Source organism: Nisaea sp. (genome assembly GCF_040217065.1).
Lineage (GTDB): Bacteria > Pseudomonadota > Alphaproteobacteria > Thalassobaculales > Thalassobaculaceae > Nisaea.
The window spans coordinates 204,682-229,340 of the sequence record NZ_JAVJNX010000008.1 but is presented as its reverse complement, the minus strand read 5'-3'; the positions used below and the strand labels follow the sequence as shown (position 1 = coordinate 229,340).

The 24,659-nt window shown below is 63.2% G+C and carries 21 protein-coding genes and 2 tRNA genes; 15 read left to right on the top strand and 8 right to left on the bottom strand.

From position 1 onward, the window contains the following. Window positions 1-97 precede the first annotated feature (97 nt). The 4 genes from RH950_RS10130 to RH950_RS10115 form a co-directional block, all read right to left on the bottom strand. Window positions 98-1,435, bottom strand: coding sequence for an HlyD family type I secretion periplasmic adaptor subunit (locus RH950_RS10130; RefSeq protein ID WP_350056296.1), 1,338 nt, complete (start codon window positions 1,433-1,435; stop codon window positions 98-100). A 4-nt stretch (window positions 1,436-1,439) separates the two neighbouring features. Next, on the bottom strand, window positions 1,440-3,176 hold the full coding sequence (locus RH950_RS10125; RefSeq protein ID WP_350056294.1) for a type I secretion system permease/ATPase: 1,737 nt from the start codon (window positions 3,174-3,176) through the stop codon (window positions 1,440-1,442). Window positions 3,177-3,400: 224 nt separating this feature from the next. Next, entirely contained in the window at window positions 3,401-8,149 is a 4,749-nt protein-coding gene (locus RH950_RS10120; RefSeq protein WP_350056292.1) for a DUF4347 domain-containing protein, read from the bottom strand. 593 nt (window positions 8,150-8,742) lie between these two features. Then, window positions 8,743-8,817 (bottom strand) — tRNA-Thr (locus tag RH950_RS10115). A 130-nt stretch (window positions 8,818-8,947) separates the two neighbouring features. On the opposite strand from RH950_RS10115, the gene RH950_RS10110 reads away from it, so the two are divergent. From RH950_RS10110 to RH950_RS10060, 11 genes are all read left to right on the top strand, one after another. Beyond that, window positions 8,948-9,136: a hypothetical protein gene (locus tag RH950_RS10110; RefSeq protein WP_350056290.1), complete on the top strand. Its 189-nt coding sequence runs from the start codon at window positions 8,948-8,950 to the stop codon at window positions 9,134-9,136. A 163-nt stretch (window positions 9,137-9,299) separates the two neighbouring features. Beyond that, window positions 9,300-10,610 carry a UDP-N-acetylglucosamine 1-carboxyvinyltransferase gene (murA, locus tag RH950_RS10105; RefSeq protein WP_350056288.1) on the top strand — a complete coding sequence of 437 codons (1,311 nt, stop codon included), beginning with the start codon at window positions 9,300-9,302 and terminating at the stop codon, window positions 10,608-10,610. Between the two features lie 12 nt (window positions 10,611-10,622). Further along, on the top strand, window positions 10,623-11,147 hold the full coding sequence (locus RH950_RS10100) for a DUF2948 family protein (RefSeq protein ID WP_350056286.1): 525 nt from the start codon (window positions 10,623-10,625) through the stop codon (window positions 11,145-11,147). Window positions 11,148-11,198: 51 nt separating this feature from the next. After that, entirely contained in the window at window positions 11,199-11,861 is a 663-nt protein-coding gene (gene hisG / locus RH950_RS10095; protein ID WP_028467093.1) for an ATP phosphoribosyltransferase, read from the top strand. Continuing rightward, window positions 11,851-13,152 (top strand): histidinol dehydrogenase, encoded by a 1,302-nt coding sequence (hisD, locus tag RH950_RS10090; protein WP_350056284.1) that lies wholly within the window; start codon window positions 11,851-11,853, stop codon window positions 13,150-13,152. Before hisG ends, hisD begins: the two co-directional genes overlap by 11 nt. 12 nt (window positions 13,153-13,164) lie before the next feature. Further along, window positions 13,165-13,689 carry a UPF0262 family protein gene (locus RH950_RS10085; protein ID WP_350056282.1) on the top strand — a complete coding sequence of 175 codons (525 nt, stop codon included), beginning with the start codon at window positions 13,165-13,167 and terminating at the stop codon, window positions 13,687-13,689. A gap of 7 nt (window positions 13,690-13,696) precedes the next feature. Next, window positions 13,697-14,191: an arsenate-mycothiol transferase ArsC gene (locus tag RH950_RS10080; RefSeq protein ID WP_350056280.1), complete on the top strand. Its 495-nt coding sequence runs from the start codon at window positions 13,697-13,699 to the stop codon at window positions 14,189-14,191. Window positions 14,192-14,294: 103 nt separating this feature from the next. Continuing rightward, window positions 14,295-14,513 carry a translation initiation factor IF-1 gene (infA, locus tag RH950_RS10075; protein ID WP_028467089.1) on the top strand — a complete coding sequence of 73 codons (219 nt, stop codon included), beginning with the start codon at window positions 14,295-14,297 and terminating at the stop codon, window positions 14,511-14,513. Window positions 14,514-14,523: 10 nt separating this feature from the next. Continuing rightward, window positions 14,524-15,153 (top strand): Maf family protein, encoded by a 630-nt coding sequence (locus RH950_RS10070; RefSeq protein WP_502889758.1) that lies wholly within the window; start codon window positions 14,524-14,526, stop codon window positions 15,151-15,153. Beyond that, the gene (locus RH950_RS10065) at window positions 15,146-16,456 is read left to right on the top strand and encodes a ribonuclease E/G (RefSeq protein ID WP_350056276.1); all 1,311 of its coding nucleotides are present in this window, start codon (window positions 15,146-15,148) and stop codon (window positions 16,454-16,456) included. Before RH950_RS10070 ends, RH950_RS10065 begins: the two co-directional genes overlap by 8 nt. 16 nt (window positions 16,457-16,472) lie before the next feature. Continuing rightward, window positions 16,473-16,703 carry a DNA gyrase inhibitor YacG gene (locus RH950_RS10060; protein WP_350056274.1) on the top strand — a complete coding sequence of 77 codons (231 nt, stop codon included), beginning with the start codon at window positions 16,473-16,475 and terminating at the stop codon, window positions 16,701-16,703. A gap of 4 nt (window positions 16,704-16,707) precedes the next feature. On the opposite strand, the gene RH950_RS10055 is transcribed toward RH950_RS10060, so the two are convergent. Beyond that, entirely contained in the window at window positions 16,708-18,552 is a 1,845-nt protein-coding gene (locus RH950_RS10055; RefSeq protein WP_350056272.1) for a methyltransferase domain-containing protein, read from the bottom strand. 3 nt (window positions 18,553-18,555) lie between these two features. Next, on the bottom strand, window positions 18,556-19,761 hold the full coding sequence (locus RH950_RS10050; RefSeq protein ID WP_350056270.1) for a putative 2OG-Fe(II) oxygenase: 1,206 nt from the start codon (window positions 19,759-19,761) through the stop codon (window positions 18,556-18,558). Window positions 19,762-19,930: 169 nt separating this feature from the next. Between RH950_RS10050 and RH950_RS10045 the strand changes: the two genes are divergently transcribed. The 3 genes from RH950_RS10045 to RH950_RS10035 all read left to right on the top strand — a co-directional run bounded on the left by RH950_RS10045 (window position 19,931) and on the right by RH950_RS10035 (window position 21,684). Beyond that, window positions 19,931-20,006 (top strand) — tRNA-Phe (locus RH950_RS10045). A gap of 388 nt (window positions 20,007-20,394) precedes the next feature. Continuing rightward, window positions 20,395-21,231 carry a pantoate--beta-alanine ligase gene (gene panC / locus RH950_RS10040; RefSeq protein WP_350056268.1) on the top strand — a complete coding sequence of 279 codons (837 nt, stop codon included), beginning with the start codon at window positions 20,395-20,397 and terminating at the stop codon, window positions 21,229-21,231. 69 nt (window positions 21,232-21,300) lie between these two features. Beyond that, a complete protein-coding gene (locus tag RH950_RS10035; RefSeq protein ID WP_350056266.1) occupies window positions 21,301-21,684 on the top strand; it encodes a cupin domain-containing protein in 384 nt (127 codons plus the stop codon). A gap of 65 nt (window positions 21,685-21,749) precedes the next feature. Here the strand turns inward: RH950_RS10035 and RH950_RS10030 are convergent, their stop codons facing one another. Further along, window positions 21,750-23,291 (bottom strand): O-linked N-acetylglucosamine transferase, SPINDLY family protein, encoded by a 1,542-nt coding sequence (locus RH950_RS10030; protein ID WP_350056265.1) that lies wholly within the window; start codon window positions 23,289-23,291, stop codon window positions 21,750-21,752. A gap of 327 nt (window positions 23,292-23,618) precedes the next feature. Here RH950_RS10030 and RH950_RS10025 point away from each other — a divergent pair, with 327 nt between their 5' ends. Further along, the gene (locus RH950_RS10025) at window positions 23,619-24,164 is read left to right on the top strand and encodes a PAS domain-containing protein (RefSeq protein WP_350056263.1); all 546 of its coding nucleotides are present in this window, start codon (window positions 23,619-23,621) and stop codon (window positions 24,162-24,164) included. A gap of 77 nt (window positions 24,165-24,241) precedes the next feature. Here RH950_RS10025 and trxA read toward each other — a convergent pair whose 3' ends face one another. After that, window positions 24,242-24,562, bottom strand: a complete 321-nt coding sequence (trxA, locus tag RH950_RS10020; RefSeq protein WP_350056261.1) for a thioredoxin TrxA — start codon at window positions 24,560-24,562, stop codon at window positions 24,242-24,244. Window positions 24,563-24,659 lie beyond the last annotated feature (97 nt).

The window sequence follows — 24,659 nt, the reverse complement described above, 5'->3', positions numbered from 1 at the left end:
GTGAGCGCTGGGAAGGGAGAAACGCCTGACGGCAAGACCGAATTGCTCTTGCCTCAGTTCTGAAAGACAGGACCCGGTCGCGGAACCAAGGCTTGCTTCATTGCTCTGTCAGTGCGTGGCGCAAGGAGCGCGCAATCGGTGCCGTCAGATATTCGAGCAGGGTTCTTTCGCCTGTGATGATCATCACATCGGCATTCATACCCGCCTTCAATGCCGGTACATCGGCTCCTTCCGGACGGGTATCGGCCAGCTCGACCCGCGCGAGGTAGTAAGCCAGCCCGCTCGTCTGATCCACCAAGCGGTCGGCCGAAACACTGGTCACCTGGCCCTGATAGGGGATCGTTGTCCGTTGATTGAGGGCACTGATGGTGACACGGGCCGGCAGTCCGGTCTCCACGACATCGATATCGTCCGGCGCAACACGCGCCTCCACGATCAGCTTGTCGTCTGTTGGCAACAGTTCAAGCATCACCATGCCGGGCTGCACCACGCCACCGATTGTCGTGACCTTGAGATCAACCACAATGCCATCCACCGGGGCCACAACCGTGGTCCGGGCGAGCACATCGCCGGTGACAAGCAAACGCTCCTCAAGGTCGGCAATCTCGCGTTCGACATCCGTCAACGCTTCCAGGACACCATTCAGGAAGTTGGTCTCCGAATATGAGCTCTGCAGGGCAATCTCGTCGATCTGAAGACGCGTGCGGGCGATTTCCGCATTGTTGCCCGCGACATCGCGCTCGATTTCGGCCTGTTCGCGTTCCAGCCCCAACGCCCGGGGCTGCCGTTCCAGCCCCTTGGCAACCAGTTTCGCAACGGACTTGTGCTCCTGCCCGATCAATTTCGCCTGCTTCTCCAGCGCGGCGTTCTGAGCCTTGATGCCGACGATCATGGAGCCAAGCTGTTCACCACGGCGCTCGGCGATTGCACGCTCGACTTCCCGGTTCCGGGTGCGGACCGCGAAAATGCCGCGCTCGGCGGCAAGCGCATCGCGGGTGCCCTTTGCCGGATCATTTATCAGGTCATCGGGAAACCGGATCGTTTCCGCCCCATCCCGTTCGGCTACCAGGCGCGCCCGGCGGATTTTGGCCACCATCAGCCGGTTCTCGAGAACACTCAGGGCCGCGCCGGATTGGGTCGAGCTGAGAACCACAAGCGGATCGCCTGCGGCGACCGTATCCCCCTCGCCGACCATGATGCGGGAGACAATGCCGCCTTCCAGATGCTGCACCTGGCGGCGATTCGACGTCACCGTCACCACGCCGGGAGCGATCGCCGCGCTGTCCAGCGGAGCCAGCGTCGCCCAGGCGCCAAAGACTCCGAAGAATCCCAGAACGACCACCAGCCCGTAAAGCATCGGTCCTCGCAACAGGGTGGCGGAGCTGTTGGAGTCTTCCGCCGGAGCGCCGTTTGCAGCCAGTGCAAAAGGTTTCATGGCCTTACGCTCCCATGGCCAGCATTTCGACGTCGTCTCGTGGTTCCGTCGGGCGCGTCAGTTTGCCGATCACGTCCGCGCTCGGCCCGAGCTTCACGGGAATGCCGGCATTCAGGACGAGGACCTGATCCACGCAGCGAAAGACCCGGGGGCGATGCTCGATCAGCACGACCACGGAACCGCGGGCGCACGCCTCCCGTACTGCTGCGGCAAGAGCGGTTTCCCCGGCCAGATCCAGGCTGGAGGACGGCTCGTCCAGGACGAGAAGAACCGGGTCGCCGTAAAGCGCCCGCGCCAGAGCGATGCGTTGTTTCTGTCCGCCCGAAAGACGTGTGCCCTGCGAGCCGAGTGTCGTCTCGTACCCGTCGGGCAGCGCCAGGACCATCTCGTGAATGCCGGCCTTGCGCGCGGCTGCGACGACCTTGGCATCGTCCGGGGTGCCCATGCGGGCGATATTCTCGCGAATTGTGGCCTCGAACAGGTCGAGCTCCTGCGGCAGGTAGCCGACATGGGGACCGCGTTCGGTATCGGCCCAGGTGGACATTTCGACCCCGTCCAGCCGGATCTCTCCCGCCGTCGGCTTGAAGGCGCCGGCGATAAGCCGTGCCAGGGTCGATTTCCCGGACCCGGTCGGGCCGGCGATGCCGATTGACTGGCCGGGCGTCAGGGAGAAGGAAACCCGTTGCAGGACCGGCTGAAGACCTGCACCCGGCACATGGGTGACGTCGGACAAGGTCAGCCGGCCGGCCGGCTTCGGCATGGCCATGTCGGTAACCGTGGGAACGGGCGCGGTCAGCAAATTCCGGATCTTGTGCCAGGATTCGCGCGCGGCGACGAAGGCGCGCCAGCTTCCGATGGCCTGCTCCACCGGCGCCAGAGTCCGTGCGAGCAAAATGGAACCGGCGAGCATCGAGCCGGGCGACATCTCGCCTTCGATGACCAGATAGGCTCCGGTTCCCATCACGCCGACCTGCAGGCCCATGCGAACGAGCTTCGAGGTCGCGGTGAGGGTGCTGGCCCTGTCGGCGCCGCGTCCGAGATCCTCCGCTGCCCGCACCATTCTGAGGCGCCAGCGCGCATCAAGGGCGTCCAGAAGGCCCATGGCCCGCACGGTATCGGCGCTTCGCGATGCAAGGTCCACCTCTCGTGTGACACCCGCCACCCCTGCGTTGCCCGTGACGGTGACCGCCTGTGTCGCCGCATTGTTCCAGATGGCAATCAGCAGGAGGACGGCACCGCCGGCCAGCGTGAGATGGCCAAGCAGCGGGTGGATAAAGTAGATGACAAGCAGGAAGAGCGGAGACCAGGGCGCATCCAGAAACGGCAAAACGGAATTGCTGCCCAGAAAGCCGCGCAGCGTGGCGAGATTGCGCAATCCTTCTCCGGGCAGATCGCCCACATTGGCGTGCGAGAAGCCGCGGCGCAGGACGGCAGGCATGAGATGCAGCTCGAACCCGCGACCAACCCGGGCCAATACGCGGGTCCGGGCATCGTCCAGCATGGACATGGCGAGAATCGCCAGCAGGGCGATGAGGCTGAGGACCGCCAGCGTCGCGCCGTTGCGGGTCGACAGCACGCGGTCGAAAACCTGCATCATGTAGAGCGGAGAGGCCAGCATCAGCACGTTGAAGCCAAGGCTGAAGACCGCACACAGAATCATCGCCTGGACGACAAACCGCCGTTGGCTGCCGAGGGCCGGGCCGGAGACCGGCACTTCCGTCGTTTCTGGATTCTTGCTCATGATTTTTGCCTTCGCCGCGCTGACTTTTCGGTCAATCGAGAATGCGCGATCCCTCAAGATTTGATTCTTGCCCCGGCAGTACCTCCGTCCCGTTTTCTCCGGGACGGAAATCAGGCACTGCACGAGAGATGCCCGCGGGCACGTCTGCGGACCGGCGGGATGAGACTCTTCTCACCGCCACCCATCGCGGCTGGATTGTGGAAGTCTCGACGCAGGTGTGAGAATCACGCCGCGTCGAAGAGCCAATCGCCCTGGCCTGGCCGGTTGTCCTCCTGGCTCTGAGACTGCAAGGCGCTGGTGACAGCCCCGTCCAGAGTGCCGGACGAGATGACGCTGCCGCCACTCACCAGATCCACATTCACCGAAGAGGCGTCGGCAGAGGTCAGACCAACCAGGGTCAGTCCGTCCCCGTTACCGATGTCGACCAGGAGATTGCCCGAGCTGTCGGTTGTCAGATTCTGCACCAGGCTGCTGATTGACCCGATACCGGTACCGTCCACATCGACCCGGATCCTGTCGCCCTCCGCGAGCGAGAAATCCAGCACCTGGTCGATATCGTCGCCGAAGCCGATCTCGAAACTGTCTGCTCCCTGGCCGCCAATCAGCACGTCCGTGCCGTCGGCCCCGGAGATCAGGTCGATGCCCTGCCCGCCATAAAGCGTGTCGTTGCCAAGATTGCCGTAAAGGGTGTCATTGCCGCTGTTGCCATAGACGATGTCTTCGTCCTGGCCGCCGAACAGCACGTCCTCGTTCTCACCGCCGGACAGGGTGTCGTTGCCCATGTTGCCATAGACGAAATCGTTGTCGTTGTCGCCGCGGACAATGTCAGCATCCTGGCCGCCATAGACCGTGTCCATGCCGCCGCCGCCGAAGACGAGGTCCGCGCCCTGATTACCGTAGACGATATCCTCGCCCCAGCCGGATCCGACTGTGTCGCTACCGCCGCCTCCGGCCAATGTGTCGTCCTCGGCACCGAGCGAGATGAACTGGGTGGAATCGTCGCCGACCACGTAGTTCTGACCGGCACCGCCGTTCACCGTCGCATTGCCGACGATCGCAGCGAACTCGATATTGTCGAGTTGCAGAGTGGAGCCGGATGGCAGGCCCGAAGTGTCGATGACAAAGGCCTCTGAGCCGGAGCTGGTGCCCTCCGCCCCGGTAATCTGGATGGTTTGGGCAGTCGAACCCGAACCGGAAAAGCCGATACTCCGGACATCCAGTGTCGTGCCACCGGATCTGGTGATGAAGGACTGACCGTGCCCGTCGAGGAAGCTTTGGTTAGCAACTGGTGCGGTGACCCTGATTTGCCCCGAAAGCGTCGTGCTCGCGGTACTCGTGGCCTCCGCCGCCAAGGTCCCGGAATTGGTCACGGAGAAGCCGGTCGGCAGGGTTGCCGTCACCACGTTGCCATTTCCGGTGTTCGACACCAGGGCGCCGGTGGCCGAACCGCCGCTTGTGTTCGACAGAGTGCGGCCGGTGGCCGTGCCGGAGACATCTTCATTGGTCTGGCTCGTGACCGTCAGGCCGCTGTCGGAGCTACCGGACGAGCTACTTCCTGATGACGCTGCCGGCGCCGTCGCCGCAGTCAGTGTCGTGTTGCCGCCGGCAAAGACAGCGCTGTATTGCAGGTTGCCGGACGTGCCGGACAGGTTCAGGGTGCTGCCGCCGCCGAGCGCGAGCGTGCTCCCGACCGTACCGCCGTTCAGGCTGGAAAGGTCCGTGCCGGTGACCACGATCACGTCGCCGGCCTCGAGGCCTGAAAGCGTGTCCGTGTTCAGTTCGGCGACACTTCCCGTGAAGGTATCGTTCCCGGTCCCGCCAAACAGCAGATCGCTGCCGGAGCCGCCGGACAGCAGGTCCGCGCCGGAGCCGCCGGTCAGATTGTCCGCGCCGCCGCCGCCGATGATGACGTTGGCGCCGTCGCCTGCATTTATGGTGTCGGCCGCACTGGTACCAGTAATTGAATCCGCCGAGGCCGAGCCGGTAATCAGCTCGATACTGTCCAGGGTCACGGTGGACAGATTGAACGCCCCGCCGCCGGTGAGAGACAGAACGTCCGTCCCGGTGCCGCCGCTAACGGTCTCCGCAAGGCCGGTGATCTCGGCAGAGGCAGCACTGAAGGTGTCGGCGCCCGTGCCGCCGACCAGACTGTCCGCGCCCGCGCCGCCGGAGACCAGATTGGCCCCGTTGCCGGCATTGATTAGGTCGGCGCCATCGCCGCCGGCGATGGTGTCGGCTGCGCTGGTACCGGTGATGGAATCGACCGAGGCCGAACCGGAAATCAGCTCGATGCTGTCCAGGGTCACGGTGGAGAGATTGAAAGCACCGCCGCCGGTGAGAGACAGAACGTCCGTCCCGGTGCCGCCGCTGATCGTTTCCGCAAGGCCGGTGATCTCGGCCGAGGCGGCGCTGAAAGTATCCGCGCCCGTGCCGCCGGTCAGACTGTCCGCGCCGCCGCCGCCGACGATCAGGTTGGCGCCGTCGCCCGCATGGATGGTGTCGGCCGCACTGGTGCCGGTGATCGAATCCGCCGAGGCCGAGCCGGTAATCAGCTCGATGCTGTTCAGCGTCGCGGTGGAAAGGTTGAACGCCCCGCCTCCGGTGAGAGACAGAACGTCCGTCCCGGTGCCGCCGCTGACCGTTTCCGCAAGGCCGGTGATCTCGGCAGAGGCGGCGCTGAAAGTATCCGCGCCGGAGCCGCCGGTCAGATTGTCCGCGCCGCCGCCGCCGACGATCAGGTTGGCGCCGTCACCCGCATTGATGGTGTCGGCTGCACTGGTGCCGGTGATCGAATCCGCCGAGGCCGAGCCGGTAATCAGCTCGATGCTGTCCAGCGTCACGGTGGAAAGGTTGAACGCTCCGCCGCCCGTGAGCGACAGGACGTCGGTGCCGGTGCCGCCGCTGACCGTTTCCGCAAGGCCGGTGATCTCGGCCGAAGCGGCGCTGAAGGTATCCGCGCCGGAGCCGCCGGTCAGATTGTCCGCGCCACCGCCGCCGATGATCACGTTGGCACCGTCGCCCGCATGGATGGTGTCGGCTGCACTGGTACCGGTGATCGAATCTGCCGAGGCCGAGCCGGAGATCAGCTCAATGCTGTCCAGCGTCACGGTGGAGAGATTGAACGCACCGCCGCCGGTGAGAGACAGAACGTCGGTGCCGGTGCCGCCGCTGACGGTCTCCGCAAGGCCGGTGATCTCGGCCGAGGCGGCACTGAAGGTGTCGGCGTCCGTGCCGCCAATCAGACTGTCCGCGCCCGCGCCGCCGGAGACCAGATTGGCCCCGTTACCCGCATTGATCAGGTCGGCGCCATCGCCGCCGGCAATGGTGTCGGCTGCGCTGGTACCGGTGATGGAATCGACCGAGGCCGAACCGGAAATCAGCTCGATGCTGTCCAGGGTCACGGTGGAAAGGTTGAACGCCCCACCGCCGGTGAGAGACAAAACGTCCGTCCCGGTGCCGCCGCTGATCGTTTCCGCAAGGCCGGTGATATCCGCCGAGGCGGCGCTGAAGGTATCCGCGCCCGTGCCGCCGGTCAGACTGTCCGCGCCGCCACCGCCGACAATCAGGTTGGCGCCGTCGCCCGCATGGATGGTGTCGGCCGCACTGGTGCCGGTGATGGAATCCGCCGAGGCCGAGCCGGAAATCAGCTCGATGCTGTTCAGCGTCACGGTGGACAGATTGAAGGCGCCGCCGCCGGTGAGCGACAGAACATCGGTGCCGGTGCCGCCGCTGATCGTTTCCGCGAGACCTGTGATCTCAACCGACGTGGCGCTGAACGTGTCGTCGCCTGCATCGCCGGAAAGATTGTCGGCGCCCGCGCCACCGGAGATCGAATCGTTGCCGTCGCCGCCGAGCACCAGGTCGGCATCGTCACCGGCAAGAATGGTGTCGTTGCCCGCGCCGCCGGTGATCGTATCGGCACCGGCAAGGCCGGAATAGGAATCGTTACCGGCCAGCAGATCCACTGTGTCCGCGCCGGCGGTCCCGGTCAGGGCGTCGTTGCCCGTCGTCGGTCCGGCGACCGTGTATATGATGTTATCGAGTCCGACCCGCCAGTCGATGCCGCCGGCGAAGGACACCGTAAAGGACGTGACGCCGGTCCAGTCCGCGGGATTCAGCGTCGCAACCTGCCCGGAAAGGCTGCCGGAATTATCCGCGATCGTCACCGCTGAGCCGGTGTTCGGCGTGAATATGTAGTTGCTGCCGGTACTGTTGTTGGCGAATTCGCCGATCTGGAACTGGGTGATGTTGACCGCACTTGAATAGCTCAACGTATAGGTCGTGGCGCTAGTGATCACACCGGAATCGACAAAACCTGAGCTGACACCCGCCATCGCCGTGCCGTCGGAACGTACGACGCTGATCGTTACCCCGCTGGTTTCATTTGCACCAGAGACCACCAGCGTGGTGGTTGACTGGATCGTGGTGACGATCCCGAAAGTCGTCTGATGCAGCGTATGGGGATAGCGCGCCATGCTTTTCTGTGAGAAAGCGGAAAGAGCGGCGGGAAAAGCACCCCAGCCCGGACCGGCCCCGACAGGGATGGCCGAGGCGGTTACAGTCGCATCAAGCTTTTGTTCAAGCGACGCGACGAATTCCCGGCCGACGGCGCCGGCAGAAACGGCACAGCCATAGAGGACGATATCGGCGTCATCCGCCAGGGCATGCCGTATGGCCTGGACCCGGCCAGCGGACCCATCGAGCATCGCCGCATCGACCCGGGCACCCGCCAGAAGCAGGGCACCCGGCGCGCCATGGGAAAGGATGTGCAGGCGTTCGAGATCGCGCTCCCCGGCCAGCGCCGTTGCGATCTGCCCGAGCGGGTCGCCGTCCCTCTGCAACCGGACCACCCGCACCTGCGGGCCCATACCGTCGAGCAGCACATCATGATCCCTGACATCCGGGTCGACGAACAGAATGTCCGGACGGATCGAGTGGGGCAGATGAGAGAGCGGCGCAGCAGTGATCGACATAGTTGGTTCCTGGCATTCAGGGATAGGGATGCAAAAGGCGAGATTACCGCCGAAGGGTTGACGATTGGTTTACGGCAATCGAACTAACGGTTTGCCTGAAGTAATTGAAGTGGGCGTGAGATGGCAAAAAAAACCGGCCTTGATATAATTTTATTTATAAAAATCATGTATTTAGTGTTGTCCAATTAATCCTACAAGGTTAAAATAAATTTTCAAACTCAGAAAACAGAAGCATTGTATTTATTCCGCTATGGTTTACCGAAAACGCCCAATTCATACAATAGTATTCTTATCGTGGCCGACCTACTGGCACAAGAACGGTGACAGAACAAGCCTGAACGAGTGAGTTATCTGCCATCGGCCTGCCCCCGAATCAGCAACACGTTCGCGCTGGCTCGCCCCCTCTATAGTGACCACGCACAGCTCACTTCCCCTGATGAACATCGTGGTGCGATGCTTGCTGATCGTGCCGACAGCGCTATGACGGGCAGCTCCTTCAACCCCATGATAAAAACGCGCGAAAACCGAATCGGGGATGAGCCGGCACAGCCATCATCTGACGCCAGCGGCACATTGGATTTTAATGAAAATAATGGTGCTGCCGGAGAGATTTGAACTCTCGGCCTCTCCCTTACCAAGGGAGTGCTCTACCCCTGAGCTACGGCAGCATTTTGCGGCAAAAAAGCCTGCGGCGAGGAAGGCCCCTCGCAAAGCGCGCGGAACATGCCACAGGCACTTCGGAGGTGCAAGTGCGTTTCTTGACTGGAATTCAGCACCCGCGCACGGCATCCTCCAGCCATGGAAAAGCAGCCGAAAACAGTCCCTTCCGATAACCGGAAATCCGAAGCCGATCTGCGCGCCGAGCGCCGGGCTTCGGCCTTGCGCGCGAATCTGCATCGCCGCAAGGCGCAGGCACGCCAGCGCACCGACGGGGATGACGGCTCCGCAGCCGACGCAAAGGGTGCAAAGAAAGACAGCGGGCGGTGAGCCTCGGCGCCACGCGCGCGCGTCTCTGCAAAAGGCCCAAATTCCTGCCGCATTCTCGGTAAAGGCTCTGGTCACGCGGGCTTGTGAGAGCCCGCCCGGATACAGTAATACAGATCAGGGACGGTGCCGGTCGGACCGTCCCGCATGAAAACTGGGGACCTTGATGGATAAATTGGTGATCAGGGGCGGCACGCCGCTCAAAGGGCAGATTGCGATCAGCGGTGCGAAAAATGCCGCCTTGCCGCTGATGGCGGCAACCTTGCTGACGGACCAGCCGGTCACCCTGACCAACATGCCCAAGCTCGCCGATATCAAGTCCATGGCGGCGCTGCTCGACCAGCACGGGGTGAAGCGCAAGACCCAGGACGAGGCCGGCGGCGGACAGACTGTCGATTTCCATGCCGGGACCATCGAGAGCACCACCGCGCCTTATGATCTTGTCCGCAAGATGCGTGCTTCCGTCCTGGTGCTCGGCCCGCTGCTGGCCCGGGAAGGCAAGGCGACTGTGTCGCTGCCCGGCGGCTGCGCCATCGGCAACCGGCCCGTAGACCTGCACCTGAAGGGCCTGGCGGAGCTCGGCGCCGAAGTCGCGCTCGAGGGCGGCTACGTGAAAGCGGAAGTGCCCTCCGGGCGTCTGCATGGCGGCCGGGTCGTCTTTCCGATAGTCTCCGTCGGCGCGACCGAGAATCTGATGATGGCGGCCAGCCTTGCGGACGGAGAAAGCATTCTGGTCAACGCGGCACGCGAGCCGGAGATCACCGATCTTGCGGAATGCCTGATCGCCATGGGTGCGGAGATCGAGGGCCACGGCACGGACACCATCCGCATCCAGGGCAAGGACAGGCTCGGCGGCGCCGTGCACAAGGTGGTGCCGGACCGGATCGAGACCGGCACCTATGTCATGGCCGCGGCCATTACCGGCGGCACTGTCGAGCTGACCAACACCCGTTCCGGGCTTCTCGAAAGCGTCTTCGAGATCCTGCGCGAGGCCGGCGTCACCATCGAGGAGGGCGATCGCTCCATCCGGGTCTCGGCAAAACGCGGCACCCTGAAGGGCGTCGACGTGATGACCGAGCCCTTTCCGGGGTTCCCGACCGACCTGCAGGCCCAGTTCATGACCCTGATGAGTGTCGCGAACGGTGCCTCCATGATCACCGAAACGATTTTCGAGAACCGTTTCATGCATGTTCCCGAGCTCGCCCGCATGGGCGCTAACATCAATGTGCACCATGCCTCCGCCCTGGTCCGCGGGGTCGACCGCCTGATCGGCGCGCCGGTGATGGCAACGGATCTGCGGGCCTCGGTCAGCCTGGTGCTTGCCGCCCTCGCAGCGGACGGACAGACCGAAGTGAACCGGATCTATCATCTTGACCGGGGATATGAGAATCTGGTCGAGAAGCTGAGCGCCTGCGGCGCCAATATCCGCCGCGTTGCGACCGAAGCGGAATTCTCCGCCGAAGAAGAGACCGTCTGATTGGCAGGTTCCATGGCCCCCAGAGACACCAGCCTGCTCGCATTGGGAGACAAGCCGTTCCGGGTTCGCGCGGAGGATTCCGAGGATCTGGCCATCGCCGCCAGCCTGCTGCAGGACGCGCTGCTGCCGGTCCGGGAAATGACCTTCGAGGCACGGGACCGCCGCTTCGCCATGGTCGTCCAGCGCTACAAGTGGGAGACCGCGCCCGCGCAAGGCACGGTCCCTGCTGAAGGCGACACGCTCTACAGTGAACGGGTGCATTGCGGCATCCGCTTCGAAGGAGTCTCCGCCGTCCGCACCCATGGCTTCGACAGGGGCAAACGCGACCGCATCCTGAACCTGCTGACCATTCATGCATCGGACGGTCACATAGACCTTGCCTTCTCCGACAACGTGACCATTCGACTCGCAGTCGACCGCATCCTGTGCCATATCGAGGATCTCGGCGAGCCATGGCCGACCGTCTTCGCGCCGTCCCATCCCGTTTCCGACGATGAAACGGCGACTTCGGCGGACGGGGCCTCGGGCGCCGGATAGAACGGCCGCCCGGGCACGGCGGCGGCCGCAGGATAAAACAGGAGAGACGCGGTGACCGCGAACCAGCCACTGATCCTCGCCCTACCGAAGGGCCGGATCCTGAAGGCCATCACCCCCATTCTGAAGCGGGCGGGGATCGAGCTTGAGGACGACTTTTTCAACGAGTCTTCCCGGCGCCTTCAGTTCCATACCAATCAGGCGGATCTTGAAGTCATTCGCGTGCGCAGTTTCGACACCGCGACCTTCCTCGCCTTCGGCGCTGCCCATCTCGCCATTGCCGGCAGCGACGTGCTGATGGAGTTCGACCATCCAGAGATTTATGCGCCGGTAGACCTCAATGTCGGGCATTGCCGCCTTGCTGTGGCCGAGCCTGCAGAGCTTGCCGCGAAAGAGAACCCGCAGCACTGGAGCCATCTCCGGATCGCCACGAAATATCCGAACGTCACCCGGCGCCACTTCGCTGCCCGTGGCGTGCAGGCGGAATGCATCAAGCTGAATGGCGCCATGGAGCTGGCACCGGGTCTTGGCCTGTGCCGCCGCATCGTCGATCTGGTCGAGACCGGCTCCACCCTGAAAGCGAACGGACTCGTCGAGGTCGAACAGATCGCCGCTGTCAGCGCCCGCCTTGCCGTCAACCGCGCCGCGCTGAAGACCCGGCCGGGTCCGGTGAAGGATCTGGTCGACCGGATCGGGGAGGCAGCCCTTGCCGCGTAAACTGATTGCCGGCACGGCGGATTTCGAGAGCGCTTTTGCCGCGCTGGTCGATTCCAAGCGGGAAACCGACAGCGACGTCTCCGATACCGTCGCCGGTATTATCGCCGATGTGATCGCCCGCGGTGACGCCGCGCTGATCGATCTCAGCCGCAAGTTCGACAATATCGATCTCGCCGAGACCGGCATTGCGATCTCGGCGGAAGAAATCGCAAGAGCACGCTCTGCCTGTTCCGCCGAAACGCTTGCCGCGCTGGAAAAGGCGGCGGAGCGGATCGAGGCCTTTCACAAGGCGCAACTGCCGGAAACCATCGATTACACGGATGCCGACGGCGTCGGCCTCGGCCTGCGGCATACGCCCGTGGATGCGGTCGGCCTCTATGTGCCCGGCGGCAAGGCCGCCTATCCGAGCTCCGTGCTGATGAACGCCATGCCGGCAAAGGTCGCGGGCGTGCCGCGCCGGGTCATGATGGTGCCGACACCGGGCAACGAGATCAATCCGCTGGTGCTGGCCGCCGCCGAGCTTGGCGGGATCACCGAGATCTACCGGGTCGGCGGCGCGCAGGCCGTGGCCGCAATGGCGTACGGCACCGAGAGCATCATGCCGGTGGACAAGATCATCGGCCCCGGCAATGCCTATGTCGCCGCAGCCAAGCGTCAGGTCTTCGGCAAGGTCGGCATCGATTCCATCGCCGGCCCGTCGGAAATACTGGTCGTCGCGGATGCCGAGAACGATCCCTCCTGGATCGCCATCGATTTGCTGTCCCAAGCCGAGCATGACGAGGTCGCCCAGTCAATCCTGATCACGGACGACGCGGATTTCGCAGGAAAGGTCGAGGCCGCGATCGCAGAGCATCTCTCCACCCTACCCCGCGCCAACATCGCCGGTGCAAGCTGGAACAACCACGGCGCCGTCATCATTGTCCACAGCCTGGAAGACGCGATCCCGCTCGTCGACCGGCTTGCGCCGGAACATCTGGAGCTTGCGGTCTCCGATCCGGACGCCATGGCGGCGAAGATCCGGCACGCCGGCGCCATGTTCCTCGGCCGGCACACGCCGGAAGCCATCGGCGACTATGTCGCGGGCCCGAACCATGTGCTGCCGACGGCGCGGACCGCGCGCTTCTCCTCCGGCCTCGGGGTGCTCGATTTCCTGAAGCGGACGACCTGGGTGAAATGCACCCCGGCCAGCCTCGCCGCCATCGGCCCGGCCGCCGTGACCCTGGCGGAAGCGGAGGGGCTTGGCGCACATGCACGTTCCGTCTCCATCCGCCTCGGAGCCGCCGCCGAGTAGGCGGGAAGGAGTATGGTGCGCGACTTCGGCGACGGCCCGATCGAGGAAGACGAGGATGCGGGCCGCGCCAATGCCTGCATCTCCAAGATCGAGCTGGATGAGCCGGCGGTCATCCGGCGCAGCCCGGAGGTCGAGCATGAACGCGCCGTGGCGATCTATGACCTGCTGGAAGACAACAATTTCGCCCCGGCGGGAGACGATCAGGGCGGTCCGTACGAGCTTAGGCTGCGGATCGAGGAAAACCGTCTGCTGTTCGACATCACCGACCCGGCGCGCGACGGCAACTACCAGATCTGGCTGGCGATGTCGCCGTTCCGCCGCGTGGTGCGGGACTATTTCAAGATCTGCGAGAGCTATTACGACGCCATCAAACGCCTGAACCCGTCCCAGATCGAGGCCATCGACATGGGGCGGCGCGGGCTGCATAACGACGGCTCGACGCTTTTGATGGAGCGGCTGTCCGGCAAGGTCGATATCGATTTCGACACCGCCCGGCGGCTCTTTACCCTCATCTGCGTCCTGCATATCCGGGGCTGAACCGGAGATGACGCAGCGCCCGCCCCTTTCCGAAGCTCCGTCACCGCTGGGTGAGCCCATTCAGGAACCGAGCGCGGTCCTGTTCGCCTGCACTCAGAATGCCGTCCGCTCGCCCATGGCTGAGGCGATCATGAAGCATCTGATCGGCATGAAGGCCTATGTGGATTCCTGCGGTGTCCGGAATGGCGATCTCGACCCCTTTGCCGTCGAGGTATTGAAGGAAGTCGGCATCGATCTTTCGCGCCACGCGCCGAAGAGCTTCGACCAGATGGAAGATGATTTCTTCGATGTCATCGTCTCCCTGTCGCCGGAAGCACAGCACAGGGCCATCGAGCTGACCCGGACCATGGCCTGCGATATCGAATACTGGCCGATGCTGGACGCAACCATTATCGAGGGTTCACGCGACATGCGTCTCGACGCATACAGACAGGTTCGCGATGAGCTGATGCGGCGCATCAGGACGCGGTTTTCAGCGCTTCTTGATGAAAACCAGACATGAAAATATCCCGTGCGCAGCCCGGCCATGCCCAGAAAAGACCTTGACCCGCTGCACCGCACGGCGCACTTAGTTGCCCGATCTTCGAAGACTTGAAGGAGCAGGAATGCCGAAAGAAGACGTCATTGAATTTTCCGGGACCGTTTCGGAACTTCTTCCGAACGCCATGTTCCGGGTGAAGCTGGACAATGAACACGAAGTGCTCGCCCATACCAGTGGCAAGATGCGCAAGAACCGGATCCGGGTTTTGGCCGGTGATCGGGTAAACGTGGAAATGACCCCGTACGACCTGACAAAGGGTCGTATCACTTTCCGCTTCAAATAAGCCTTCCGAGATGACGGCCATGTCTGGCCCCCTTCGATTGCGCGCCCCAGCCGGCGCGCATTTCGTTTTGGCATCCGCCTCGCCACGGCGGCTGGATCTGCTCGCCCGCATCGGGCTTACCCCGGATGCTGTCAGCCCCGCCGACATCGACGAGACGCCGAAAGCCCGTGAATTGCCGGATTCCTATGCCGAACGTGTTGCCTGGGAAAAGGCGAAAGCGGTCGCCGCCAGCCATCCGGACGCCTTCATTCTCGCCGCCGACACCGTGGTCGCCAGCGGCCGCCGCATTCTGCCGAAGGCCGAAACGGAATCCGAGGCGCGTGCCTGCCTTCTGCATCTCTCCGGCCGCCGGCACCGGGTCATCGGTGCCATCCGGCTGATCGCGCCCGGTGGCGAGACGCGCAGCCGGATCGCCACCACGACGGTCGCCTTCAAACGGCTGACCGCGATGGAAATCGATAGCTATATCCAGTCCGGGGAATGGAACGGGAAGGCAGGCGGCTATGCCATCCAGGGCCTCGCCGCGATCTATATCCGCATGCTCTCCGGCTCCCATTCCAATGTCGTCGGCCTCGACCTTTACGAGACCCATGCCCTTCTGGCCGGGTTCGGCTTCCGCTACGGTGGGAGCCATGCGTGACCCGGACCGCCTGATCCTTGACCGCTCCCCGGGGGAAACCCGGATTGCCGCGCTCGTCGACGGCACTCTGACCGACTTCTGGATCGACCGCGTCGGCGGTGCGTCCCGGCGCGCCGGAGAGATCGTCCTCGCCCGCGTCACCGCCGTCCGGCCGGAACTGAATGCCGCCTTTGTCGATCTCGGCCATGGCGAGGCGTTCCTGAAGCTCGGCAAGAAAACCCCGCCGCCCGAAGGCTCCCTGGTCCCCGTCACGCTGACCACGGACGCCGCGGGACGAAAGCAGCCGCAGGCAACGCGGCAGCTGTCCCTGCCGGGACGGTATCTCAGCCTGCGCCCGGAAGAGCCGGATCTGGCCATCGCCGGCACACTCAAGGCCAAGGGCAAGCGGGAGCGCCTGAAAACCCTTCTGCAGCCTCTGCTCCCCCCGGATATCGGCCTGCTTGTTTCGGCAGAGGCCGCCGAGGCGGACGACATCCAGCTGCTGTCCGACCTGACCGCCCTGCTGACCGAGTGGCAGGCCGTCGGCGACGCCATCGCCGCCGGAGAGGGTCCGAAGATCATACGCCCGGCACCGGATCTCGTATCCCGGATACGGGCGGCCTTTCCGGCGGCATCGATTGCTGAAAGCAGTGCCGGGGCACTCTTCGCGGAGGAGGATCTCGACACCGGGATCGACCGGGCCCTGGCCCGCCGCCTGCAGCTCCCCGGCGGCGCGGTGCTGACTTTCGACGAGACCGAAGCCCTGGTCGCCATCGATGTGGATATCGCCGGCGCGGCGGCCGGTCCGAAAGCCTGGGCCCAGCTCTTCGAGGGCATGACCGGAGAACTCGCGGCCGCGATCCGGCTCCGGCGTCTTTCCGGGCTGGTGCTGGTGGATTTCCCGAAACTTCCCGCGAAGGCCGACCGGGACCGTGTGGCGGCGGCAATGCAGGCCGCCTTCGATGGCTGGCCGTGCCTGATGCAGGAACAGCCTCCGCAGGTACTGGGCTGGACCCGTAGCGGCGTGCTGGAAATCATCGTGACCCGGACCGGCCGGTCGCTGCGGGACGATCTGATGCGCCCTGTCGAACAGCATCCGCGTGCCGCGACCATCGCCCTGGAGGCATTGCGCCGGCTGTTGCGGGAAACGCGAAGCATCGCGCAACCGGAGATGATCTGCGCCCAGGACATCGCGGACTGGCTTGAAGGGCCCGGCCGCGCGGCGCTTGGCGAGACGAAAGAAAAGCTCGGCGGCTCCTTGAAAGTGACGGCGGATCCGTCCTATAGGCTGGAGCAGATCGAAATCGGCCCGGCGCGGCGATAAATCGGGAGAGCACCCCATGGGCGACATCAGCGAGTTCGACAAAACGAAGCGCAAGCGCAAGGCCGGCTGCGCGATCTGCGGCAAACCGATGGTGACCGAATTCCGCCCGTTCTGTTCGGACCGCTGCAAGACCATCGATCTCGGCCGCTGGCTCGGCGGCGATTACCGGCTGCAGACCAACGAAGAGCCCGACGAAGCCGAATTGCTCGATCTGGCCCGGGCCATGGAAGAGCGCAAGGAGCGCTGATTCGTCAGGCCTGACACCAGAACTGGTACATCGCGAGGAAGCTGTCCGGGAATTCCCGCTCCAGCGCATCCCAGTTTGCCGGGCTCGTTGCTGCCGGCTCATCCGGAAAGCGCTCCCGGTAGAGAGCCCTCAACGCGGCTGACGGCGTCTCGACGCCGACCAGCTTCAGCTCCAACGCGCCCAGAGCCTCGCCGATTTCCGGCCAGCCATAGCGCACCTCGCGTCGATGGTAGAGCAGGTCACGGCATCCGCTCAGGGAATAGAAATCACCGGTCCGCCAGACCATGGCGGCCGGATCGTCCTCGGCGAGCTTCAGGATCGCGTTCCGGCGCAGACGAATTTCCCGCCCGATCTCCTGCGAATCTTCCGCCGCGATCTCCGCCTGCAATTTGGCGAAGCGGGCCCGGGCAATGTCGCTGTAAAGCGCAACGCGCATCAGCCCGCTCGGCTTCAGCAGACCGCGCAGGACCTGCCAGCCCGCCTTCGGGTCCGCCATATGGTGCAGCACGCCGGAGCATTCGATGACATCGAACCGCTCTTCCAGAATTCCGAGCCCAAGGATATCCGCCTGGGCGAAGCTGATATTGTCGCGCCCGAGCTCCGCCGCCATGCGGGCCGCGTAGCCGAGCGACCGGCGGCTGAGATCGACGGCCGTGACCGTGGCGCCTTCGTAACGGGAAGCTGTCTGGATGGCATGCCGCCCGGTGCCGCACCCGGCGACAAGAATTTTTGGCCCTGCGAGATCGATGCCGTCGAAGCGCATGGCCGGAAACCGTTCGCGCAGATGAGCGTCCAGCGGCTTCCGCCGGATCTGGCCGTCAACGCTGCGCCAGCGCGGATAGGGATGGATCTCGTACTGATCCCGCACCTTTTCGGAGGTCGCATCCGCGATCGCTGTCAGTGCCGGCAGGGCAGCCGCCAGCGCGTTTTCCTCCTCCGGTTCCGCCACCGCTCGACGCAGAACAAGACCGACAGCGCCCTCTGCCGGAGCCGCCGCCAATACCGCCGCTGCCGCCGGAACGGTGGCCGGATCCCGATAAAGTGCGACCAGCAGCGCTTCCTGCAACGAGAGAGCGTCACGTGACAACAGCGCCGCCACTGCCGCGGTCTCGTCAGGTCTTTCCATCCAGGCGAATTCCGCGGTCATCGCCTGTAACGCCAGAGGCGCGAGTCTGTCGGCTGTTGCCGTGCGCACGCCCTCGAACAGCAACCGGCGACGCTCGGCGGTCATCCAGGCTTCCAGCTTCGGGTCGGGCAGCGTTGTCCAGGCAAGCAGAAGATCCAGCAGCGGATCATCGGGCAAGGGTGGCGGCATGGCCCCCTTCTCGTCACGCAGCCAGCGCCAGGCCGCATCCGCGCCCCTGGCATAGCTGCGGTTGGCCAGCACCAGCGAGAGGGCGGCGGGAGCGAGCCGCTGAAGATCGATATCCCGGCGCGCGAACAGGCCGGTCACCAGGGCCTTCATCTTCGGGTCCGGGCTGGCGAACCGGAGACCGGCAAGCACATCCAGAAACTCGGCCAGATAACCCGCATCCGGCGCATGCCAGTCGGCACTTTCGAAATGCCAAACGGCGGCGGCACCGTCTCCGAGAGCCAGCAGCACACGGGCCAGATTGGCTTCCGCGACCGCATAGCCCGGCGCCAGCTTGAGGGCCCGGCGATAGGCCTGCGCCGCCTCTTTCAGACGGCCGGCGGCCTTCATGGCGACCCCGAGATTGTTCTGCAATTCCGGCTGGCGTGGATTGGCCCGGGCAATCTCTGCGAAGATCCCGGCCGCCTCGTTGGCACGGCCCTGCCGCATCAGCGCGGACGCCTCCCGCAGCCGCAGCATCGGATCGGTGGGTCTCACTGCTCAGCCATCGATATGCAAATCGAAGGCGATGCTGATCCGCTCCCCGCCGCCCCGGAACGGCACGGTGCTGTGCCAGACATAGGACGGGAAGACCATGGCCATGCCGAGTTCCGGACAGACCGCGTCCAGCGGGCGTGTACCGCGATGGGGAATGCCGTAACCCGGCCGGTTGAACTCGAGCCAGCCGGCCCGGGTCTCGTCGTCCGGCGAGACCGTCTCGGGGATGGCGGCGTAATAGGTCCCGCTGAGCCAGCCCGCATTGTGGATATGAGCGCTCTGGTGCCCCTCATCGCCAAGGATGTTGGCCCAGATATTGACCGCATAGCGTTCCGGAATCCGGGCGAAGAAAGGATGATCCGGATCCTTCGGCAGACCGGAAATATACTCGTCGAGACCGTCGGAAAGCATGCGCTCGAAAGCGGCGATGGCCGGGCCCTTGTGGTCAAACAGTTGCGCGACATATGCGCCGCCGCGAATGGCCCGGCGCAACGGGTCGAGATCGCCGGAGAGATTCGGATGCGCGCGGATTTCCTCGCACAGCGCGGCATTGAAATCCGCATGGTCCCCATAGCCGGGCGGTACTGGAAACCGGATCGGGCGGGTCGCGCTGCCCTGCGCGATCAAACGGTCGACCTCATCGTGCCGGCCCAGCTCCTCGAGCGCCACGGACCTGTAGGCGGTTGCCCGGACATGGGTCGGATTGCGCGCCAGCACCCGGTCCGTCGCGGCCAGCGCGCCGGCAACATCGCCTTCGATCAGCAATGCCTGGGCCAGATTGTTCGCCGCGGCAACATTCCCCGGCTGCCCGGTCAGGGCCCGTGCATAAGCCCGCGCCGCCGCCCCCGTTTCCTTGTCCAGTTGCAACTGGTTGCCGATGCCGACGAACGGGCCGGTATTGCCGGGACCGGTGATCAGCGCGCGCCGCCAGGCCTCGACGGCGGCGGCAGGCTCCTTGCGGGCATCAAGAAGATCGGCGCGCGCATTCCATGCCTGCATGTAGTCCGGCGCCCTGCGGACGGCCGCCTCGGTCAACCGGTCCGCCGCTTCCAGGCCACCCTGTTTCAGATGAAGGCGGGCACGCAGCGTCGCCGCCGGAGGATTGCCCGGATCAACAGCCAGAATTCGGTCGTAGATCTCCGCCGCCGCCTGGTCGCGGCCGGCATTCTGGTGTGATATCGCGAGCGACAAGGCCTCGGATAATTGCATCTATGCGCCACTCCCCGGCAAGCTGATCCTTGGATAGCGCCGTTGTCCCGCGCCATCAAGCGGGGCGCGCAAAAAAGCACTTATTGGGCGCTGGACAGCCCAGACGATATCTTCTATACACCTGCCTCTCGTTGGTATTGAGGCGCCTGCGCCGCAATATCCACAGTGTGCCCAGGTAGCTCAGTTGGTAGAGCAGCGGATTGAAAATCCGCGTGTCGGTGGTTCAAATCCGCCCCTGGGCACCACTCTTCCCGCCATTTCCCGAAGAACCCTTGCATTACAAGCGCCGCTCGACTGCCGCGCCTGTTGCTTGTGGGAATTCTGCCACTTGGTTCTCCAAGGTTCCGCAGCGCACCAGATACGGTCGACCCGCTCTGCCAAGGATCCGCGATCTTAATTCGGTGCCGGAAGAACCGCCACACGCGGCTCTTCGGCGATGATTTCCGCGATGCAGCATAGCGGTTGGATTCGGCAATATTCTGCGGTAACTGCCACTTCAATCAGGAATCCTGTTGGCGCACGACCTCAGTCCGGCACGGGCAGAAGATGTCAGCGCGGACAGGCGCACGAGGGCGCGGCTTCCCGATTGAGCGGAATACCGACGCCGATAAGCTGGCGAGCAAGGGGTGGATTATGGATGTGATTCGGACCAAGGCCGCGCTGCGGGCGCGTGTGGCGCAATGGCAGGCAGCCGGCGAGGCGGTCGCACTGACGCCGACGATGGGGGCCGTGCATGAAGGCCACCTCTCGCTTGTCCGGCTCGGACTGGAGCGCGCTGACCGGTGTGTTGCCACCATCTTTGTCAATCCGCGCCAGTTCGGACCAAACGAGGATTTCACCACCTACCCCCGCGACGAGGAAGGCGATCTCGCCAAATTCAGGTCGGCGGGATGTGACGCGGTCTATATCCCGGATCCCGGGCAGATGTATGGCACGGACTACAAGACCGAAGTCACCGTGACCGATATTTCCGATGTCATGGAGGGCGCGAGCAGGCCGGGCTTCTTCACCGGGGTCGCAACCGTGGTCTCCAAACTGCTGATCCAGTCGCTGCCCGACATCGCCATTTTCGGCGAAAAGGACTTCCAGCAGCTTGCCGTGATCAGAACCATGGCGCGGGATCTTGATCTGCCGACCGAGATCCTCGGCGCGCCGACGGTACGTGAGGCCGACGGGCTGGCCCTCTCCTCGCGCAATGCCTATCTCACCCCCCGGGAGCGCGAGATCGCCCCGTCCCTGCACCGCGCCATGATAGCGGCGGCAGAGTCGGTCCGGACAGGCGCCGCGCCGCACGTGGCGGCGGAACAGGCGAAGCGGGATGTCCTCGCAGCCGGTTTCCAGCAGGTCGCCTATATCGATATCCGCAGTCAGGACACCTTCGCGCCGGCCGAGGCCCTAAGTGAAAACCTGCGCATCTTTGCAGCAGCCACACTCGGCAGCTGCCGGCTGATCGACAATATCGCGGTCTGACGGCATCCGAAGCTGCGTTATACTCCTTCCGACGGCTCGCGGTGAGGCGATCAAGAGGGAGGAAGAGCAATGGCGATCGAAACGCCGAACTATCCCGACCATACCGGGCTTGCACCGCTCGACTCGCGAATGGTCGACCCGGACCGGCTGTCCTGGATGCCGACACGCTTCGAGGGCGTCTCGGTGAAAGTCCTGATGGAGGACAAGGAAACCGGCCTGATGACGGCGCTTTTCCGCTGGGCGCCCGGCGCGGTACTTCCCTTCCACGAACATACCGGGATCGAGCAGACCTACATGCTCGAAGGCCGGCTGGAGGACGAGCAGGGCTCCATCGGTCCCGGCGAATATGTCTGGCGTCCGGCCGGCAGCAGGCATGTCGCCCGGGCGCCCGAGGGCGCCCTCATGCTGGGGATATTCCACAAACCGAACCAGTTCCTCGACGAAGAGGTCTGAAGCCCTACTCAGGCGCAGTTCGTGTTTTCGCTGATCCGTGTCTGGTCACCGCCCTCGCCTTCGACTCATCCAGATCGTGCAGAAACGACAACATCCTCATCCTTTAGGCCATTGCGTCGATTGTTGGCTATGCGCATGAAAGCTTCTTCCAGAGCCCGAATATAAGCTCCCGGATTAAAGAACAGACTTGAGGTCTTTTCCAGAAGCCGGTTTCGACAGGACGCAAGCCATAGCGGGTCTGATGCAAAGCGCTCGACGCGGGCGAAATAGTCTGCCGGACTTTCCGCAATTCCCTCGGGCAGGCCGGCCGCGCTCAAAATACCGGCAGACATCCGCCAGGCAAAACTGTGCCCGGGCAGTGTAACGACCGGCACACCGCGCTGAATTGCCAAAGCCGTTGTGTATCCCCCATTGTACCCAATCGGGTCCAACGCAATATCCGCCGCGCTGATACGCGCTCTGTGTTCACGGATGCCGACCCGATCAGTAACGACAACCCTGTCCGGGTCCAGTCCAGCGTCGGATAGGAGCTTGAGGAGATTGCTTCGCCCTGGTCCCTCGTCCACGGCGCACCACAGAACAGTGTTCGGGATCCTTCGCAAGCAGGTGAACCAGAGGCGGATAGTCGACAGATCAAGCTTGTTCAGGCGATTGAACGCCGCCATGACGAAAGCATCCTCCGGTAACCCGAGCGCGGAACGGGGCGGTGGATCTTCATCCGGCATCTGATCGTCGACAGGAAGGAAACTCCCCGGCATCAAAATCAGGCATTCGGAAAAACCCGACCGTTCAGATGGAGGAACTGTCACTGGATCGGCGACATAATAATCAACCGTTTCCTGACCTATGCCGCCCGGATAGCCAAGCATAGACACCTGGAGCGGCGCGGCGCCAAGGCAAAAAACATCGCGAAGAGGGTCCAAGGGGGCACCACTCAAGTCGACCAGAATGTCGATGCCGTCACTCAGAATCATTTTCCGTAGGTCTGGAACAGATAACCCGGGCACCGCGCGAAACTGGTCCGCAGCCAGTTTGACCGGGCCCTGTACGGGCTGTTTCGGCTCGGTCGTTCGGTCATAAACCGTGATATCAAACCTATCCCGGTCATGCCGAAGCATCAGACTCCGCACAGACAAACCAACCGGATGCATGTTCAGGTCGCTGCACACATACCCGACACGCAGCTTGCGATCTCCGAACCATGCCCAAGCGGGTCTCTGAAATATTTCTGTCCTTCGTCTCCGCGCGTGGCCCATCACCAATTGGGCAACACGCAATGCCAATGCCGGATCATCGCGGCGTTCCAAGAGTGAGTTTGGCGCTTCAAAGGGGACATCACCATGTGCGACCTGCGATTCCAGAACAGCATCCAGAACCGGCGCCAGGAACTGCGTCGCTCCTAGGTCAAGTGCGTCTCTGAGTGGGCGAAAGCCAAGGATCAACGCCCTTGTCGCTCCCCTATCCAGTTGCAGAAGGCGTCTTCCTGCCGTCTCCAAGAACCTCCGCTGCCATGCTTCGTTCTGATTACTCACAGACAGCTCGGACAAAAGCTCGATATATGGGTTGATGTTGCCCGGGCCGTCCAAAATGGAAGTTCTGTCTATCATTGCGTCTCAAGCGCGGCACTAAATTGACGATCATCCATATTCAATGGGTCGCAGAACACAAGCGAGTGAAACCCGACCACCCGCCCGGAGGTCAAATTCCAGAATATTATGTTACGCCGAAAAACGCTTCGGTCTCACACGAGGTATGTCGCCAAAATGCGTGTCATCAATCAATTTCCTTAGTTAAAATCAATATCTAAATAATTTTAGAAAACTCGCCGATATTTACCCTTCTCGAATGAAACTACTTATCAACTTGCCTTCTCCTTTATTTTTACTAATTTGACCATGTGGTCCAAATTTTCGGGAATACTTTTAGAACTCTGCATGAACACGTCCAATAGAGATTATGCAGGCATCGTGGTCGATGCGGAAACGCTCGATCATCCGGAGCATCGCGCGCTGTTTTCCCAATGGAAGGAAAACCGGCGCGGGTCAGACGTGCCGCTGCGCAGCACGTTCGATCCCCTCGCATTTCATCGCTACATGCCGCGCATGGCCATTATCGAGCGTACCGGCAGCGTCGGGAGCGAGACATTCCGCTACCGGCTGGCCGGCACCGAGATCGCCCAGCGGGCCGGGCGCGACCCGACCGGCAAAAAATTCGAAGATCTCTATCACGGCACCTATCTCGAAACGGCAAAACAGACCTATCTGGAAATCGCGAATTCGCGCCAATGCCATTTCTCGCAGAGGGTGTTTCCGATCGGCGATGGCAGCAGCGCCTTGCGCTATGACCGGATCATTCTGCCCTATAGCTCAGACGGAGCCGCCGTCGATCAGTTTATCCTGCTGATTGTTGTCGTTGAACAGGACACACCCCAAAAGCAGGTCGGCAGCTTCTCTCGTTTCGGTGACACGAACGACACCTGAGCCCGCGATTACTGCATAAAAAACAGGCGCCGAAATGGCGCCTGTCCCTAATGCTATGTGTCGTCAGCAGACCTGCCTCAGAGCGCTTCATCCACCCACTGCTGAAGCTGCGCCTTCGGCATCGCTCCCATCTTGGTCGCGGCAACCTGGCCATCCTTGAACAGGATCAGCGTGGGAATGCCCCGCACGCCATATTGCTGAGGCGTCTGCGGGTTCTCGTCGATATTGATCTTGGCGACAGTGACCCGGTCACCCATCGACTGCGCCATTTCCTCAAGCGCCGGAGCGATGGCTTTACAAGGGCCGCACCATTCGGCCCAGAAATCAACCAGAACCGGTTTGTCGGAATTCAGAACGCTGTCGGAAAAGCTGGAGTCGGTGACATTAACCGTCGACATGGGGCAATCCTCGTTTGACTCATCTCTCATGCCGGGTTCGCGCCCTCGCATGGACAGTGAATCTAGGAAGCCGGACCACCCGCGTCAAGGCAACGAG

Bases quoted from the DNA above. Each gene is read 5' to 3' on its own strand.
- RH950_RS10130 (WP_350056296.1), bottom strand. From the start codon at position 1,435: ATGAAACCTTTTGCACTGGCTGCAAACGGCGCTCCGGCGGAAGACTCC.
- RH950_RS10125 (WP_350056294.1), bottom strand. From the start codon at position 3,176: ATGAGCAAGAATCCAGAAACGACGGAAGTGCCGGTCTCCGGCCCGGCC.
- RH950_RS10120 (WP_350056292.1), bottom strand. From the start codon at position 8,149: ATGTCGATCACTGCTGCGCCGCTCTCTCATCTGCCCCACTCGATCCGT.
- RH950_RS10110 (WP_350056290.1), top strand. From the start codon at position 8,948: ATGGAAAAGCAGCCGAAAACAGTCCCTTCCGATAACCGGAAATCCGAA.
- murA (WP_350056288.1), top strand. From the start codon at position 9,300: ATGGATAAATTGGTGATCAGGGGCGGCACGCCGCTCAAAGGGCAGATT.
- RH950_RS10100 (WP_350056286.1), top strand. From the start codon at position 10,623: ATGGCCCCCAGAGACACCAGCCTGCTCGCATTGGGAGACAAGCCGTTC.
- RH950_RS10085 (WP_350056282.1), top strand. From the start codon at position 13,165: ATGGTGCGCGACTTCGGCGACGGCCCGATCGAGGAAGACGAGGATGCG.
- RH950_RS10080 (WP_350056280.1), top strand. From the start codon at position 13,697: ATGACGCAGCGCCCGCCCCTTTCCGAAGCTCCGTCACCGCTGGGTGAG.
- infA (WP_028467089.1), top strand. From the start codon at position 14,295: ATGCCGAAAGAAGACGTCATTGAATTTTCCGGGACCGTTTCGGAACTT.
- RH950_RS10070 (WP_502889758.1), top strand. From the start codon at position 14,524: ATGACGGCCATGTCTGGCCCCCTTCGATTGCGCGCCCCAGCCGGCGCG.
- RH950_RS10065 (WP_350056276.1), top strand. From the start codon at position 15,146: ATGCGTGACCCGGACCGCCTGATCCTTGACCGCTCCCCGGGGGAAACC.
- RH950_RS10060 (WP_350056274.1), top strand. From the start codon at position 16,473: ATGGGCGACATCAGCGAGTTCGACAAAACGAAGCGCAAGCGCAAGGCC.
- RH950_RS10050 (WP_350056270.1), bottom strand. From the start codon at position 19,761: ATGCAATTATCCGAGGCCTTGTCGCTCGCGATATCACACCAGAATGCC.
- panC (WP_350056268.1), top strand. From the start codon at position 20,395: ATGGATGTGATTCGGACCAAGGCCGCGCTGCGGGCGCGTGTGGCGCAA.
- RH950_RS10035 (WP_350056266.1), top strand. From the start codon at position 21,301: ATGGCGATCGAAACGCCGAACTATCCCGACCATACCGGGCTTGCACCG.
- RH950_RS10030 (WP_350056265.1), bottom strand. From the start codon at position 23,291: ATGATAGACAGAACTTCCATTTTGGACGGCCCGGGCAACATCAACCCA.
- RH950_RS10025 (WP_350056263.1), top strand. From the start codon at position 23,619: ATGAACACGTCCAATAGAGATTATGCAGGCATCGTGGTCGATGCGGAA.
- trxA (WP_350056261.1), bottom strand. From the start codon at position 24,562: ATGTCGACGGTTAATGTCACCGACTCCAGCTTTTCCGACAGCGTTCTG.